Here is a 15,685-nt window from a genome sequence, read left to right on the forward strand (position 1 = left end):
TAATAATTAATAATAACTTTACTTATCCATTTTAACTTATGGTACACTTTTTTTAGTATCATTATTTTTCGAATTCTAAAATCTGAGATTTAGTTATTTCAGTTCTAGTCACCAATATTAAATAACAGACAGGAAATGGTATAAATGAAAGGGACTGCACATTTAACGATTGGGGTAGCAGTCGGAGCAGGGTATGGCGTGATCACGGAGGCTGAGCCACTTACAATTGCTTTGTTTGCAGTGGTTGGCGGTATTTCAGGATTGATACCCGATTTAGACACAAACGGTTTAGCTAGCAATAAGATAACACTTTCTAAAAAAATGATTAAAACACCTATGTTTTTAATGGGACTCATTGTTATTATGTATACAATTTATCAATCTTATATGAACGGTAATTTTGATACCCGGCTTCTTCAACGTATGTTGATTGGTTTTGGAATGTTGGGCTTTTCAATAATTGTTACGCAACGAAGGATGCTCTCATTAACAGGAGTTGGTGTAATTATTGGTGGATTTGCAATGGATACAACAATATGGGTTATACTGTTAGGTTTTTACATACTATTGGCATCATTTTTACCGCATCGATCGTATACACACTCTTTATTGGGGATTGGTTTTTATGCAGTGATTATGTATTATGCAGAAGCTGCTTTGAATATTGAAGGACTATTTATAATTGGAATAATTGGTTACACAAGTCATTTATTAGCCGATATGAAGCTATTACCAATGAATAGACGTGGGGTAAAGTTTTTTTCACCAGTGTGGAAAAAAGAGTTTTGAAAAATATGAAACTCGTTAGGTGGGGAATTGATGAATAAGCTACTATTCTTTTTATTAGTTGTTATAACGACTGGATTGATGGGTTCTGCTTTCGCAATTGGTAAGGTTGGTTTAGCTTATTCTTCACCTCTTTTATTGGTTGCATTACGGTTTTCAATTGCCGGGATAATTATGGCTATAATTGTAAAAATGCTTAAGAGAAAACATCCTACTAAAGCGATTGAATGGTTATGGTTAGTATTAATTGGGTTATTTCAAACGGCTTTGGTGATGGGCTTTATTTTTATTGCCTTGCGGACTATTACTGCAGGAGAAACGTCTATTTTAACTTTTATGAATCCATTACTTGTTGTTATTTTTGGCACATTTTTTTTAAAGCTTTGCTATCATGCACAACAATGGTTTGGTGTGATTATAGGATTCATTGGTGTTTTTATTACAATGGGCGGTACTATTGATTTTAGACTAGGTACATTAATAGGGTTTTTATCAGCAATTTCATGGGCTACAGCAACTTTGTTAATCAAGACGCATGGCTATAAATTTGATACATGGGTGATGACTGCTTATCAAATGCTTTTTGGTGGGATAATCCTTTTTATTTGGAGTTTTCTTATGGAAGAAACTTTTTTTATTGTAAACACTAGTTCAATTCTAATTTTGTTGTGGCTTGCTATTCCGGCCTCTATTATACAATTTTCAATTTGGTTTTTTCTTTTACAACAAGGAAATCCAGAACGAACAAGTGCATTTCTCTTTTTAGCGCCATTCTTTGGCGTGCTTTCCGGCTGGTTTATATTAGATGAAAGATTAAAATGGTACACAATGCTCGGTGGTTTATTAATCTTCTTAGGTATATTCCTAGTAAATTGGAAAAGTAAAAAGGAAAAAGAATTAGAATTATCATTGAAAAATAATTAATTATAAGTGTGATTAATCTACAGATTAAAAAGTAGGACGAAATCGAATGAGCCCCGGGAAAGTTTTCCCAGGGTTCATTTTAATTTTGTAAGTTCTAAACTTTCAACTTACAGCTTAGAGTATAAAAGGGGAGGGGAAATGTGTTAATAGACGGTGTTTTTTCTGGAGGGGGTATAAAGGGTTTTGCATTGGTCGGTGCCTATCAAGTTTTAGAGGAGAATGGATATAAGTTTAAACGTTTAGCTGGAACAAGTGCAGGAGCAGTTCTTGCTTGCTTTATTGCGGCAGGTTACACAGGGAAAGAAATTGAAGTTATGCTAGCTGAGCTGGACTTCAAGGAGCTTCTTGATCCACGCACAATGATTATTCCGTTTCCATTTATGAAGTGGGCACGTCTTTATTGGCGGCTTGGCCTATATCAAGGAACGACTTTAGAAAACTGGTTTATGGAAAAATTAGCTGCTAAAAACGTCTATACTTTTGGAGATTTACCACAAGGCAGTTTAAAACTTGTTGCTTCAGATTTAACGAATGGAAAAATGATTGTATTGCCTGACGACTTAGAAAGTTACGGGTTAATTCCAGAAAACTTTTCGGTTGCGCGCGCATTACGTATGAGTTGTGGGATACCTTATTTCTTTGAACCAGTCCGACTAAAGATTGGTGGAGGGGATAATATTGTTGTAGACGGTGGCGTATTAAGTAATTTTCCGATATGGATATTTGAAAACAGTAATGGCGAAAAAGAGCGGCCTGTACTCGGATTAAAACTGAGTAGGGAGCTAGATGAAATACCAGCACATAAAATTACAAATGCGTTAAATTTATTTGAAGCATTATTTTCGACAATGAAAGATGCCCATGACAAACAGTATATATCTCGGAAGCATGAAAAAAATATTGTTTTTATTCCAGTAGATAATTATAGTGCAACACAGTTTGATATTGATGATGAAAAGAAAGATAAACTTATAGCAATAGGACGAAATTACACTGAGCGGTTTCTAAAAACCTGGTAACTATTTTTCTTAAAACGACGAAGAAGCTTATTTAAATAAATGAGCTTCTTCGTGTTTAATTACTATCTTTGTAAAACAATCTACTGTTTAATTGGCAATCTTGTTTAATGGTTGTAATGCTGAATTAGATGATTGTAAGAGTTCTTCATTTCTCTTTTTAACTTGTTTAATATCAACTCTTATTAAGATAGAAATGATAAACGCTATAACAAAAAGGCCAGCGAAGAATAGTAAACTACTCTCGTAACTTCCAGTAGTATCCTTCATCCAAGCGGCAAACATAGGTCCGGCTACACCTGCTGCTGACCACGCTGTTAATATATAGCCGTGTATAGCACCGAGTTGTTTTGTTCCAAAGATATCCGCGATATAGGCAGGTATTGCAGCAAATCCACCACCATAGCAGGTGTAAATAATTGCTAATGCTACTTGGAAAATAATTGCATTAGTAGTGAATGGCAATAGTGCGAATAATGCAAGTTGGATTACAAAAAAGGTGGTATAGGTATTTGGCCTGCCAATATAGTCTGATATAGCAGCCCAACCAAGTCTACCTGCACCATTAAAAATGCCTAAAACACCGACTAGTGCGGCTGCTTGGACAGTTGTCATACCAATACTATCAATTGCAAGCGGTTTTGCGGCGGATAATATAGCAATACCACAGGTAACATTTATAAACAACATAAGCCATAAATAATAAAAACGTTTTGTTTTTACAGATTCATTTGCGGTCAGTTGTGCTAAATCAATTTTTTCTTCCACTTTACCTGATTTAATCTTCTCTTTAAAACCAGCTGGAGCCCAACCTTCTTCTGGTTTTTCAAGATAAAGTGAGGATAAAATCATTATAGTTAAATAGGAAGCGCCGAGAATGAAAAAGGTCTTTTGAAGTCCAACTGATGTAATGAGTATTTCCATGATCGGGCTACTAATAGCTGCAGCAAAACCGAATCCCATAATTGCAAGTCCAGTTGCAAGTCCACGTCTATCAGGGAACCATTTTACAAGTGTGGAAACGGGTGTAATGTAACCTAACCCAAGGCCGATACCACCGATAGCCCCGTAAAATAAATAAAGTAAAGGTAATGAGGAAACTCCTACAGCAAATCCAGAACCTATGACACCTGTTCCGAAAAAGATGGCGGCAAGAAGTCCTGACTTTCTAGGACCGTGCTTTTCTACAAAATGCCCTAAAAATGCAGCGGATAGGCCCAAAAATAAGATTGCGATACTAAAAGTAAGCTGCACCTGACTTGTAGACCACCCAAATTGTTCTATTAAAGGGTTGGTAAAATTACTCCAAGCATAAACTGAACCGATTGAAATGTGAATACCGACTGCAGATGCTGCAATTAGCCATCTGTTTTTAGTTTTTTTAATTGTCATCTCCTCCTTTTTTTAATAGAAAAGGCGTCACTTATTTAGTTATTAAAATATATAAAATCAATAAGCAAGATAACCCTTTCCACTTTTGAGTTATGCTATCATCAAAAGTTATATTTGTCACGAACATAATTTAAAATGTTCTGAAAGGTTAATTCGTTATACAGGAATAATTCTTTCTGGATGAGTATACAAATTAAAGGTCTCGCCACGTATAAAACCGACTGTTGTAATTCCTAGTTCTTCCGCAAGTTCTAGTGCAAGTTCAGTAGGCGCAGACTTTGTAAGTATGATTTCGCAACCAATTTTTGCAACTTTCAATAGGATTTCTGATGAAAGTCGACCGCTAAAAACAATTACTTTATCCCTCACTGAAATATCATGCTTTAAACAATATCCGTATATTTTATCAAGTGCATTATGGCGTCCAATATCTGTTCTTGACAGTATTATACCGTTGTTATCACATAAAGCTGCATTATGAACGCCACCAGTAACACGAAATATTTCTGCTGCATTCTCCATTTTTCTCATCAAACTAAAGCATTCATCTGGCGTTAGTTGCACATTCATTTCTGTCATTCTCTTTGCTGTTAATGCGTCGTTAGCGAAAACAAATCCTTGGCGACTCATGCCGCAGCAGGAAGTGATATAACGTTTACTTTGTAATTTTTCATAAAAAGAATTTAGTTTAGTCGTTTTTATATTGACGAAACCCAATTCTTCTTGCACCCAAATATCTTTAATGTCCTCATATTTTAGAATGACCCTTTCAGATGCTAAAAACCCAACAGCCATATCCTCGATATATTCAGGCGAACAAACGATAGTCATAAATTCTTCGCCATTTATTTTAATTGTAACTGGGTGTTCTACAACGACTATATCTTCTGTCTGTTTGAAACCATTAGCTGAATACTTGATAACTTTTCGTCGCTTAATAAGTTCCATCGGTTTATCCTCCTTTATAATTTTATATGTTGATCAAATAGAAAGACGGACACAGCAATATCTTCATCTATTTTTATATCTGAAAACAAATGTAGAAATTTAGCGCCAACGAGTTCTTCTAGTCCGACAGGTAATTCTTTGCTATAGACATCTTGTATCATACATGTTCTTGCTGAATGTATGATTTCTTTACCTTCTTGCGTGCTAGCTATGAACTTTTCAGTTGGTGTTAGATTGCCATAAAGCGTAGTAATAGCCATATTTTCCACAAAAACTGTATGAATTCGTTCAGGTCCTTTACCAAATAAATCTTTTCGTAATTTCCTAATGATGTCATTAAAATCATGAATCTTTTTTGACATTGTTATTCCTCCTAAGGGTGAGAGCAGAATATTTAAATAGTTTTGAAATTTATTGTTAATTCTAAGGTTGTAGACTATAATAATAGAATAGGATGGTTTGATTGTATTGAGATGCAATTATACTATTATTACTTATATTAAAATTGGATTGGTAATTTAGCAAGCTCTGTTAAAAAACTATTCCACCATGAAACGACTAAGCCCAATGGGATGGTTTGTTTTTTCATGGTGGTTTTTTTATATTAAAAAAGGAGGCGCTTATATGTCTATTAAAATTAATGAAACGATTTATGACTTTAAAGAAGGCGCAACGATTCTTCAGGTCATCAATCAAAATGAATTAGAGCATCCACAGATATGTTATATGCCAGAAGTAGATCCAATTGAAACATGCGATACATGTATTGTTGAAGTGGATGGAAAATTATTGCGTTCTTGTTCAACAAAGGCTGTTTCTGGAATGAACATCTCTTTGGCATCACCCAAAGCAAAAGAAGCGCAGACGGAGGCAATGGACCGGATATTAGAAAATCACTTACTCTACTGTACAGTATGTGATAACAATAATGGCAATTGTAAGATTCATAACACGGTCGACATGATGGAAATTGAGCACCAGAAATACCCGTATAAGCCGAAAACCGAGACAAGTGGTATCGATTTCACACATCCGTTTTATCGATACGATCCAGATCAGTGTATTGCATGTGGACAATGCGTTGAAGTATGTCAAAACCTTCAAGTGAACGAAACGCTTTCGATAGATTGGGAGAGGGATCGTCCAATTGTTCTTTGGGATGGCGGAGCGAAAATTAATGACTCATCTTGTGTAGGCTGTGGTCATTGTATTACAGTTTGCCCATGTAATGCATTGATGGAAAAATCGATGCTTGGTGAAGCTGGCTTCATGACTGGATTAAAAGAAGAAATTCTATCACCAATGATTGAATTAATTAAAGACGTAGAGCCTGGATACAGCGGTATTATGGCCGTTTCAGATGTAGAAGCCGAAATGCGTGATACACGGACAAAGAAAACAAAGGCAGTTTGTACGTTTTGTGGCGTAGGCTGTTCATTTGAAGTATGGACGAAGGATCGTAAGATTTTAAAAGTTCAACCTGTATCTGAAGCACCTGTAAATGCAATATCCACATGTGTGAAAGGAAAGTTTGGTTGGGATTTCGTAAATAGTGAAGAACGGATTACGTCACCCCTTATTCGAAAAGGAGATTCTTTTGTCGAAGCAACTTGGGAAGAGGCGCTTGATTTAGTAGCAGCTAAGCTAGGTCAAATTAAAAAAGATCATGGTAAAGATGGCGTGGGAGTTATATCATCATCGAAAATAACGAATGAGGAAAACTATGTTATTCAGAAGATGGCACGCCAAGTGTTTGAAACGAATAACGTGGATAACTGTTCACGTTACTGCCAATCACCAGCGACTGATGGTTTGTTCCGTACAGTTGGAATGGGTGGGGATGCTGGAACAATTAAAGATATTGCAGAAGCAGGACTTGTCATTATTGTCGGTGCAAATCCAGCTGAAGGGCATCCAGTACTTGCTACACGCGTGAAACGTGCAAATAAATTGCATGGCCAAAAGCTGATTGTTGCAGACTTAAGAAAACATGAAATGGCAGAGCGTTCTGACATATTTATGCGTCCACAACAAGGTACAGACCAAGTATGGCTTATGGCTGTTACGAAATATATGATTGATCAAGGATGGCATGATGAGGCGTTTATCAAAGAAAACGTACATTCATTTGATGAATTTAAAGAAGTATTAGAAAAGTATACACTTGACTATGCTTCGAAAATAACTGGTATTACTAAAGAGATGTTAATTGGAACAGCAGAAATGATCCGTGATGCAGACGGCACTTGTATTCTTTGGGGAATGGGTGTTACGCAAAATACAGGTGGTTCAGATACATCTGCAGCGATTTCTAACTTGTTACTGGCAACAGGAAATTATCGTCGACCAGGTGCAGGTGCTTATCCGCTTCGTGGGCATAATAATGTGCAAGGTGCCTGTGATATGGGCTCACTTCCGGGATGGTTACCGGGATATCAGCATGTAACGGATGATGCTGCACGTAAGAAATTTGAAAAAGCATATGGTGTTAGTATTGATGGAAAACCAGGGCTTGATAATATCCAAATGCTCCATTCAATTGATGATGGAGTAATGAAAGGAATGTATATTGTCGGTGAAGATATGGCGCTTGTTGATTCAAACGCGAATTATGTTCACGACGTGTTATCTAAGTTGGATTTTCTAGTTGTTCAAGATATTTTCTTCTCTAGAACGGCTCAATATGCGGATGTAATTTTACCTGCTGTACCTTCTCTTGAAAAAGACGGTACATTCACGAATACAGAAAGACGCGTCCAGCGCTTATATCAAGCACTACCTGAAAAGGGGAATTCAAAACCGGATTGGTGGATCATTCAGGAAGTTGCTAACCGACTAGGACAAAATTGGAATTATAGTCATCCAAGTGATATTTTCGACGAAATGGCTAGCCTATCACCATTATTTAGCCAAGCGAATTACACTGTGCTGAAAGACTGGGGTAGTTTCTTATGGGGTAACTTTGACGGTTCAAGTACACCATTATTATATGTAGACGGGTTTAATTTCCCGGATAAAAAAGCACGATTTGCATTATCAGATTGGGTAGAACCAGTTAAATTCCCTGATGAATACGATCTCCATATTAATAATGGGCGTATGTTGGAGCATTTCCATGAAGGAAATATGACAAATAAATCAGCGGGTATTCAATCCAAAGTTCCAGAGGTTTTTGTTGAGGTCTCACCAGAATTAGCTAAAGAACGTGGCGTATTATCAGGTTCGCTTGTAAGACTAGTTTCTCCGTATGGTAGATTAAGGTTACCGGCACTTGTAACGGATCGTGTAAAAGGAAATGAATTATTTCTACCGATGAATTCAACCGATAAAGAATCAGCAATAAACTTTTTAACAGGACCTGCCGTTGACCAGCGTACAAATACACCTGCTTATAAACAGGCAAAAGTTCGCATGGAGGTACTCGAAAAAGATGGCGAAAATCCATTGCCGAAAACAAACCACCGAAATAAAAAACGTCATCCTCAAAACGGCGTTGAAGTTGAACGGAAATGGGCACGACCAGGCTATGTTCACTTAACGACAAATAAAGAAAGGTGATGTAAGATGGCGATACCAATTACTTCAATTAAAAAGATAGAATTAACAGCTGAAGAAATCCATCAAAATAAGATGGCTGAGCTACAGAAATTATTAGTCGAGCAAGAGCAGGCTTTTAGTAAAATTTTAGAAGTTACAGGTGATTTAGACGATATTGGCGTTTTTGATGCAATAAAAGCAATGGTGAAAGCAAAAGAGGGTATTGCGAAGATTGCAGTCGACCAAGTATCTCGTGAACCTGTAACAAATTTAATTAACCATGCGATGGGTGCTGCTGGTGTTCTGTCCTCTATAGATCCTGAAATGACAACTAAACTTATTGAAAGTGTTAAAAGAGGGCTTGATGAGGCAGATTTACATGATGGAAATAATGAGAAGATTGGCCCGCTTACTTTAATGAAATCACTTAGTGACCCAGATATTAACCGTGCAATTAAATTCGGACTTCATTTCATGAAAGGGATGGGGAAGGGATTAGACGGTAAGTAAATGAATTTGATGTATTACCTTTATATAATGAAGGGAAATAACCGGGAAATAAATTTATATCCCATTTTAATGAGACATCCACTTTACATATTCCGTAAAGTGGGTGTCTTCTATTTCAGAATAATTTATTGGTTTCACCAAAAAAATATTGAAAGTTTTGGTTGTACAATAAATGACGTTGGTGAAAGAAAATCCCCATCCCTTTAAAGGGAGATGAGGAGGATTTTCACTAACGTCATTTTTTATAAATATATTGGATAAGGTAATCCCACTACCCGCTGGTTTCCGTTCCAAGCGGACGCTTTCCACTTCAAGCAGCTGTAGGGTCTGGGTAAGATAAATTCCCTTTATATATATAGAGAAAACAAGTGAAATTCCCTGTAGAATAAAAGTCGACCAAAACCATCATTCAGGAGCAAATTCTCTTGTCGTATTCTAATAGTATTTAATCTTTGCTTTATATTCAAGACCCAAATGTTATTTTTGATGAAGATTGTGTAAAAGAAAACTTGTTTGATTATTATGATAATAATCTTATCATATTTGGGTTGAACTAGATAACAATGTATAATTCCGAATCGGTAAAAGAAATATGGGCTTGTTTGATTAGAATCTAAAATTTAAACTAAGATAATAACAGGAGTAGAACATAAAAGTTTAGCGAATTATATTCAGTTATTCACTGCCGAGAAATATAAATTGCTAACATTTTAGAGTCTGTGTGATAAACTTAACCTAAGTTAATAATATTGGTAAAAGTAACTTTTAGTTAATATCAGGAGGAAGAATATGAAAAAAGATATGCGTTATATATGTTATCCATTTATGCGGGAATCAGCTTGTACTGTTGATTTTGAAATACGTACAGATTCATTAACCACTAGAATTGGGGAGGCACTTTCCCTAACGAAAGATGTCCGAGTTGTGCATGAGCACTTAACTGAGTTGCAACCACTTGTTTACCATTTGAATGGGTCTGTCCGTGGGAAATTGGCGATTACAGAAGATGATTTGAGTAGATTGAGTGATTTTTATGATTTTTATGTGGATCAATTAGGTGAAAAAATTGAAACGTTTGTATTGCCCCAAGGGACAACTGCAGCATGTGTGCTTCATGTTTGTAGAAGTGAAGCAAAGAAATCCGTCCGTGCGCTTCATAAAGTAAGCCTTGAGCGGGAAGTTCCTGAAATTTTATTTCACTATGCTCATTTACTTGCAAATGTTATGTTCGTTATGGCTGTTTTTGTTAATCAAGAGCATGGTGTTGAAGAAATAGAATTTGTTAGTAAATCTTACCCAATTCGAAAACCTAAAAAGAAAATACAAGTATAAGGATAAATCAATTAATCAAAACTGATTACTTATGTTGATTAAAAATACTTCTTAAGGGAAGTGTTAAATAATAGTGTTATTTTCGTTGATTTGAAGCGGAAGGCGGTGACATCGGTAGGTTTATCAAAATTACCTAAGGATAGTGTCCGCCTAAAGCATAAATTAACATTTTTTAGATTCTAGGTTGATTACCCGATTATGAAATTGATTTAAAAGTGTTAGAAAAATTATAAACTAGGGGAGCGATTCGATATTAGAGCTAAAAAGTATTATGCACAAATGTTACTTTTCTTTCCAAAGGTTCTCCAAGGTTTTTTGAACCTTTCACTCGTATTACTAGCAGCTATTTTATCCTTCTTACTCATTAAAGAACTAATCATTTTTATCCAGATTTTATTTGTAAAAGGGACAAGTGATTATGAACTTTTCTTCGCAAATATCCTCATCTTCTTTTTATATTTTGAATTTATTACAATGATAGTTAAATACTTTAAAGAAGATTATCATTTTCCGCTTAGGTATTTTATTTATATTGGGATTACGGCGATGATTAGACTCATTATAGTTGATCATAACCAACCACTAAATACATTACTTTACTCACTTGTCATCTTAGTTCTCATTATTGGATATTTTATAATGAATATCACACCCCGTGATAGACCAGAAAGTAAATGGTTTTTTAATAAAGGTTTAAGTCGAGAGGAGAAATAAGCATGTTTATTAAAATTTACGGTGAGCATGAAGAAAATACGATTAATCAGTTTCATAATTGCTTGAAAAAGGGGAATGTCGTTGGTGGTGTACTGTGTGCCGATGGTCATTACGGATATAGTCAGCCTGTTGGTGGGGTCGTTGTGTATGATGGTCAAATTTCACCATCCGGTGTAGGTTATGATATTGCTTGTGGCAATAAAGCCGCTCGAACAAATCTCAAATACAAAGACATTAAGCATGATTTACCTAGGATTATGAATGAAATCGCTGAACAGATTTCATTTGGTGTTGGAAGAAAAAATAAAGTGCGTGTTGATCATGAACTTTTTGATGATTCGGATTGGGACGTTTTTAGTTATATAGGTAAGCAAGAAAATGATCGATTGAAAAAGTTGGCACTTGATCAGCTTGGAACAGTCGGAGGAGGAAATCATTATGTCGACATCTTCGTGGAAGAAAATACGGATGATGTATGGATTGCGAATCACTTTGGTAGTCGTGGATTTGGACATAAGACGGCAAGCGGCTTTCTAAACTTAGCAAATAACCGAGGATTTTCAGATCGTGCACCAGGAGAAAGTATGGAACAGCCGCCAACGTTGATTGACATACATTCAGAACTTGGTGATATGTATTATAGAGCGATGAAATTAGCAGGAAGATATGCATATGCAGGTAGAGATTACGTCATTGATGAAGTGTTAAAAATTCTCGGTGCAGAATCATTATTTGATGTGCATAATCATCATAATTATGCATGGAAAGAAAATCATAATGGTAAAGATACGATTGTTGTTCGTAAGGGGGCAACACCTTCTGCACCAGGTCAACTTGGTTTTATTGGCGGAAGTATGGGAGACATTTCAGTCATTGTTCAAGGTAGAGATGGACGAGCAAATGAAGAAGCCTTTCACAGTACCGTACACGGAGCAGGACGAATTATGAGTAGAACTCAGGCTGCTGGGAAAATGAATTGGAAAACGAAAAAACGTTTGGGTGGAGAAATTTCACAAGATGCAATGGATGATGCTGTGAAGAAGTACGGCGTAGAATTACGCGGGGCAGGTACAGATGAGAGTCCGTTTGTTTACCGTAAATTACAAACCGTATTAGAGGCGCATGAAGATACAATAGATGTTTTGCATACATTAAAACCAATTGGTGTTTGTATGGCAGGCGCTAATGAATATGATCCTTATAAAGATTAAGTTTTAAAGTATGGGGGAATAATCAATGCATAATTTGAATAAAAAAATAATTAAAGATTTGTATTCTGAAGCTGTTTTTAAAAGAGGTGAAAATTATTATAAAAGAGGTCATGTTAATGATTTAACCTATGATTTAATCGAAAATAGTGTTCATGCAACTGTTATTGGAAATGATATTTATGATGTAGAAATGGAAGTGACAGGGAAACGAATCGTGGCTAGTTGTACTTGCATTGCATTTGATAACAGCGGAAACTGTAAACATGTATGTGCCGTTCTTTTGGCAATTGCAAATGATCCTGAGATATCAAAATCTGTTACTAACGATGAAGGAACTAAAAATGCTAGGTATCGGCAAGCAGAAGATATCATCGCTTTATTGGGCAATAATGCAACCCAGAACACGAGTGTATCGATAAGGGAAAAGATTGTATTGAATGTAGAGTATCTTTTTAAAACGCAAAGAAATACAAGTTATTATAGTATAAATGATATCTTTGAACTTCAAATGAAAATTGGTACTAAACGATTATATATTGTAAAGGATATAAGAAACTTTTTGGATTGTGTCATAAATCGCGTTTCATTAGAGTTTGGAAAGAATTTTACATACACACATAATGAACAAGTATTTATGGATGAGGATTTAGAAATTATTAAAAAGTTAATAGAGATTTATCGAACGGAATCTGTCTATAATTCTCAATCTAACTATTATAACGATGTGAAAAAAGGTAAAGGAATCCTAATTCCTTTATATGCAGCTGATGATTTACTTAATAAATTACAAGCACGAAATTGTGTTTTTGAGCAAGAATATTCAACTTATAAGCAACTTGAAATATCCCAAGAAGATTTACCTTTTTCCTTCATATTAGAGAAAGGAAAGTCCGATGAGTACCAACTACAGTTAAAAGGACATACAGAAGGCGTTTATTATAAAACTTACGGTTGGTATGCACTGGACGGAATCCTTTATAAATTAACGCCAGAGCAGCAACAAACTTTCGAACCTTTCTCGCATTTTATCGGCGTATTTAAAAGTGCTGTTATTCCAATCTCCGCTGAACAAGTCGGTAGCTTTGTTTCACAAGCTATGCCGAAAATTAAGCGAATTGGAAAAGTTGAGGTTTCAGAAAAAGTTTCTAAAATTATTATTCAACCTTCATTAGATATAAAAGTGTTTGTAGAAGGTAACGGAGAACGTATTGATGTAAAATTAGAGTATCATTATGATTCAATTGTTATTAATCCAGTAGGACAGCAACTAGAAAATGATGATAAGGAACAAACAATCCTTATTAGAGATACTCAAAAAGAACTAGAAGTTATGAATGCTTTCGAAAGCTCTAATTTAAGAGTTGATGGCGACCAATTTTATTTAGATGTTGAAGAGGAGATATTTGAATTCCTTTATAGAACGTTACAGCAATTAGAAGGGCAAGCGGATATATTTTTAACGCCGTCAATTAAATCTCTTATTCTTCCGACTGCTTCAACTGCTAAAGTTACGGTTAATATTGAATCAAACGGAAACCTACTTGATGTCGATTTTTCAGTGGATGGAATTGACCAAAATAAGATTTCTCATATTCTACAATCTGTATTGGAAAAGAAAAGATATGTGCGCTTACCAGATGGTGCTTTCTTATCCTTGATGGACGACCAACTTCAAGACGTGGCGGGTCTTTATGATGAATTAAATAGTAAATCAGTAGAAATGATAGATGGAAAAATGAAAATGCCTCTTTATCGTGGTATACAAATTGAAGAACGCTTAACTGAATTGAGTAAGGATACTAGAAAGTTTGGTAAAAATTTTCGTCAATTTATTGATGCAATAAAGTCACCTGAGGAAGAAGAATTTCAAGTCCCTACAACGCTTCAAGCAAATTTAAGAGATTACCAATTGACTGGATTTAACTGGTTAAAATCTTTGGCTAATTATCGACTTGGTGGTATTCTAGCGGATGATATGGGGCTTGGAAAAACGGTACAATGTATTGCTTATATCCAGTCCGAGATGGAAAGTGGACCGGATACGCCATTTCTCATCGTATGCCCAGCATCACTTGTCTACAATTGGAAAAATGAATTTACTAAATTTGCACCAACTATCCATGCCGAAATTGCAACGGGGACAATCCAAGAAAGAAAGTTTGTTCATGAACAAACAAATACCCCCGATGTCTATATCACTTCCTACCATACGTTAAGACAGGATCTGGAGTGGTATGGTGAGCAAGAATTCCATACGATGATATTGGATGAGGCTCAAGCAATTAAAAACTATGCATCTAAGATTTCGCAGGCAGCTAGATCGATAAATGCAACTAAACGTTTTGCACTATCTGGAACGCCGATTGAGAATTCATTAGACGAACTTTGGGCAATTTTTCAAGCAATAATGCCCGGGTTTTTACAAGATCAGAAAACTTTCCGTAATATGAAAACTGAAACAATTGCTCGACTTGTTAAGCCATTTATATTGAGAAGGCTAAAGAAAGATGTATTAAAAGAATTACCAGATAAAATTGAGACAGTGCATTATTCCGAATTAAATAAAGATCAGAAAGAGTTGTACCTTGCTTATTTAGAAAGGATACGTTCAGAAACGAAAGAATCGCTTGAATCAGAAGGATTAGGAAAAGGTAGAATTAAGATTTTAGCGGGTCTAACAAGATTAAGACAATTATGCTGCCATCCATCTTTATTTATTGAAAACTATGAAGGGAAATCCGGGAAACTGGAGGAACTTCTGGAAATAATAAAAAATGGGCAGGAAAATGGACGGAAAATGTTAATATTTTCACAGTTTTCCAGTATGCTGAAAATCATACAACAAAAAATTGTGGAATCAGACCAAAGTTGTTTCTATCTAGATGGTCAAACGCCTTCTAAAGAAAGAGTTAAACTTGTGGATGAGTTTAATAATGGATCAGAGTCTATCTTTTTAATTTCATTAAAAGCAGGGGGAACTGGATTGAACTTAACCGGCGCAGACACTGTGATACTCTATGATTTGTGGTGGAATCCTGCAATTGAAGAACAAGCAATCGGTCGTGCGCACAGAATGGGACAGAAAAATGTTGTACAAGTTATTAAATTGATTGCAGAAGGAACGATTGAAGAAAAGATTAATGAATTGCAGCAAAGTAAAAAGGAATTAATCGATCAAGTTATTCAAACAGGTGAAACAATGCTTTCTTCGTTATCAGAATCAGATATCAGAGAAATTTTGTCGATTTAGGAACGGAATTAGTTATCAAACAAACGCTATGGAAATAACATCTAAAATGCCTTTTTGGACTATTA

At 35.6% G+C, this 15,685-nt stretch carries 12 protein-coding genes; 9 read left to right on the forward strand and 3 right to left on the reverse strand.

Features of this window, described 5'->3' with window-relative positions:
- The first annotated feature begins 144 nt into the window (after positions 1-144).
- From AC3RV6_RS06010 to AC3RV6_RS06020, 3 genes are all read left to right on the forward strand, one after another.
- A complete protein-coding gene (locus tag AC3RV6_RS06010; RefSeq protein WP_489748546.1) occupies positions 145-789 on the forward strand; it encodes a metal-dependent hydrolase in 645 nt (214 codons plus the stop codon).
- 30 nt (positions 790-819) lie between these two features.
- Complete coding sequence (locus AC3RV6_RS06015; protein ID WP_489748547.1) at positions 820-1,710, forward strand: DMT family transporter; 891 nt, start codon at positions 820-822, stop codon at positions 1,708-1,710.
- 140 nt (positions 1,711-1,850) lie between these two features.
- The gene (locus AC3RV6_RS06020) at positions 1,851-2,729 is read left to right on the forward strand and encodes a patatin-like phospholipase family protein (protein ID WP_489748548.1); all 879 of its coding nucleotides are present in this window, start codon (positions 1,851-1,853) and stop codon (positions 2,727-2,729) included.
- A gap of 87 nt (positions 2,730-2,816) precedes the next feature.
- Here the strand turns inward: AC3RV6_RS06020 and AC3RV6_RS06025 are convergent, their stop codons facing one another.
- The 3 genes from AC3RV6_RS06025 to AC3RV6_RS06035 form a co-directional block, all read right to left on the reverse strand.
- Positions 2,817-4,118: an L-lactate MFS transporter gene (locus AC3RV6_RS06025; protein WP_489748549.1), complete on the reverse strand. Its 1,302-nt coding sequence runs from the start codon at positions 4,116-4,118 to the stop codon at positions 2,817-2,819.
- Positions 4,119-4,274: 156 nt separating this feature from the next.
- The gene (fdhD, locus tag AC3RV6_RS06030; RefSeq protein ID WP_489748550.1) at positions 4,275-5,066 is read right to left on the reverse strand and encodes a formate dehydrogenase accessory sulfurtransferase FdhD; all 792 of its coding nucleotides are present in this window, start codon (positions 5,064-5,066) and stop codon (positions 4,275-4,277) included.
- Positions 5,067-5,080: 14 nt separating this feature from the next.
- Positions 5,081-5,428, reverse strand: coding sequence for a Na-translocating system protein MpsC family protein (locus AC3RV6_RS06035; protein WP_489748551.1), 348 nt, complete (start codon positions 5,426-5,428; stop codon positions 5,081-5,083).
- A gap of 262 nt (positions 5,429-5,690) precedes the next feature.
- Between AC3RV6_RS06035 and fdhF the strand changes: the two genes are divergently transcribed.
- The 6 genes from fdhF (at position 5,691) to AC3RV6_RS06065 (ending at position 15,620) form a co-directional block, all read left to right on the forward strand.
- Entirely contained in the window at positions 5,691-8,624 is a 2,934-nt protein-coding gene (fdhF, locus tag AC3RV6_RS06040) for a formate dehydrogenase subunit alpha (protein WP_489748552.1), read from the forward strand.
- Positions 8,625-8,630: 6 nt separating this feature from the next.
- Entirely contained in the window at positions 8,631-9,113 is a 483-nt protein-coding gene (locus tag AC3RV6_RS06045; RefSeq protein WP_489748553.1) for a helical membrane plugin domain-containing protein, read from the forward strand.
- A gap of 789 nt (positions 9,114-9,902) precedes the next feature.
- Entirely contained in the window at positions 9,903-10,445 is a 543-nt protein-coding gene (locus AC3RV6_RS06050) for a hypothetical protein (RefSeq protein WP_489748554.1), read from the forward strand.
- A 279-nt stretch (positions 10,446-10,724) separates the two neighbouring features.
- Entirely contained in the window at positions 10,725-11,159 is a 435-nt protein-coding gene (gene psiE, locus AC3RV6_RS06055; RefSeq protein ID WP_489748555.1) for a phosphate-starvation-inducible protein PsiE, read from the forward strand.
- A 2-nt stretch (positions 11,160-11,161) separates the two neighbouring features.
- The gene (locus AC3RV6_RS06060) at positions 11,162-12,370 is read left to right on the forward strand and encodes an RtcB family protein (RefSeq protein WP_489748556.1); all 1,209 of its coding nucleotides are present in this window, start codon (positions 11,162-11,164) and stop codon (positions 12,368-12,370) included.
- Between the two features lie 25 nt (positions 12,371-12,395).
- Positions 12,396-15,620 (forward strand): SNF2 helicase associated domain-containing protein, encoded by a 3,225-nt coding sequence (locus AC3RV6_RS06065; protein ID WP_489748557.1) that lies wholly within the window; start codon positions 12,396-12,398, stop codon positions 15,618-15,620.
- Positions 15,621-15,685 lie beyond the last annotated feature (65 nt).

The sequence above is a fragment of the Sporosarcina sp. So3-204 genome (assembly GCF_058068165.1).

Excerpts from the sequence above, each read along its gene's own strand:
- AC3RV6_RS06015 (WP_489748547.1), top strand. The coding sequence starts at position 820 with ATGAATAAGCTACTATTCTTTTTATTAGTTGTTATAACGACTGGATTG.
- AC3RV6_RS06045 (WP_489748553.1), top strand. The coding sequence starts at position 8,631 with ATGGCGATACCAATTACTTCAATTAAAAAGATAGAATTAACAGCTGAA.
- AC3RV6_RS06035 (WP_489748551.1), bottom strand. The coding sequence starts at position 5,428 with ATGTCAAAAAAGATTCATGATTTTAATGACATCATTAGGAAATTACGA.
- AC3RV6_RS06010 (WP_489748546.1), top strand. The coding sequence starts at position 145 with ATGAAAGGGACTGCACATTTAACGATTGGGGTAGCAGTCGGAGCAGGG.
- AC3RV6_RS06025 (WP_489748549.1), bottom strand. The coding sequence starts at position 4,118 with ATGACAATTAAAAAAACTAAAAACAGATGGCTAATTGCAGCATCTGCA.
- psiE (WP_489748555.1), top strand. The coding sequence starts at position 10,725 with ATGTTACTTTTCTTTCCAAAGGTTCTCCAAGGTTTTTTGAACCTTTCA.
- AC3RV6_RS06050 (WP_489748554.1), top strand. The coding sequence starts at position 9,903 with ATGAAAAAAGATATGCGTTATATATGTTATCCATTTATGCGGGAATCA.
- fdhF (WP_489748552.1), top strand. The coding sequence starts at position 5,691 with ATGTCTATTAAAATTAATGAAACGATTTATGACTTTAAAGAAGGCGCA.
- AC3RV6_RS06060 (WP_489748556.1), top strand. The coding sequence starts at position 11,162 with ATGTTTATTAAAATTTACGGTGAGCATGAAGAAAATACGATTAATCAG.
- fdhD (WP_489748550.1), bottom strand. The coding sequence starts at position 5,066 with ATGGAACTTATTAAGCGACGAAAAGTTATCAAGTATTCAGCTAATGGT.
- AC3RV6_RS06065 (WP_489748557.1), top strand. The coding sequence starts at position 12,396 with ATGCATAATTTGAATAAAAAAATAATTAAAGATTTGTATTCTGAAGCT.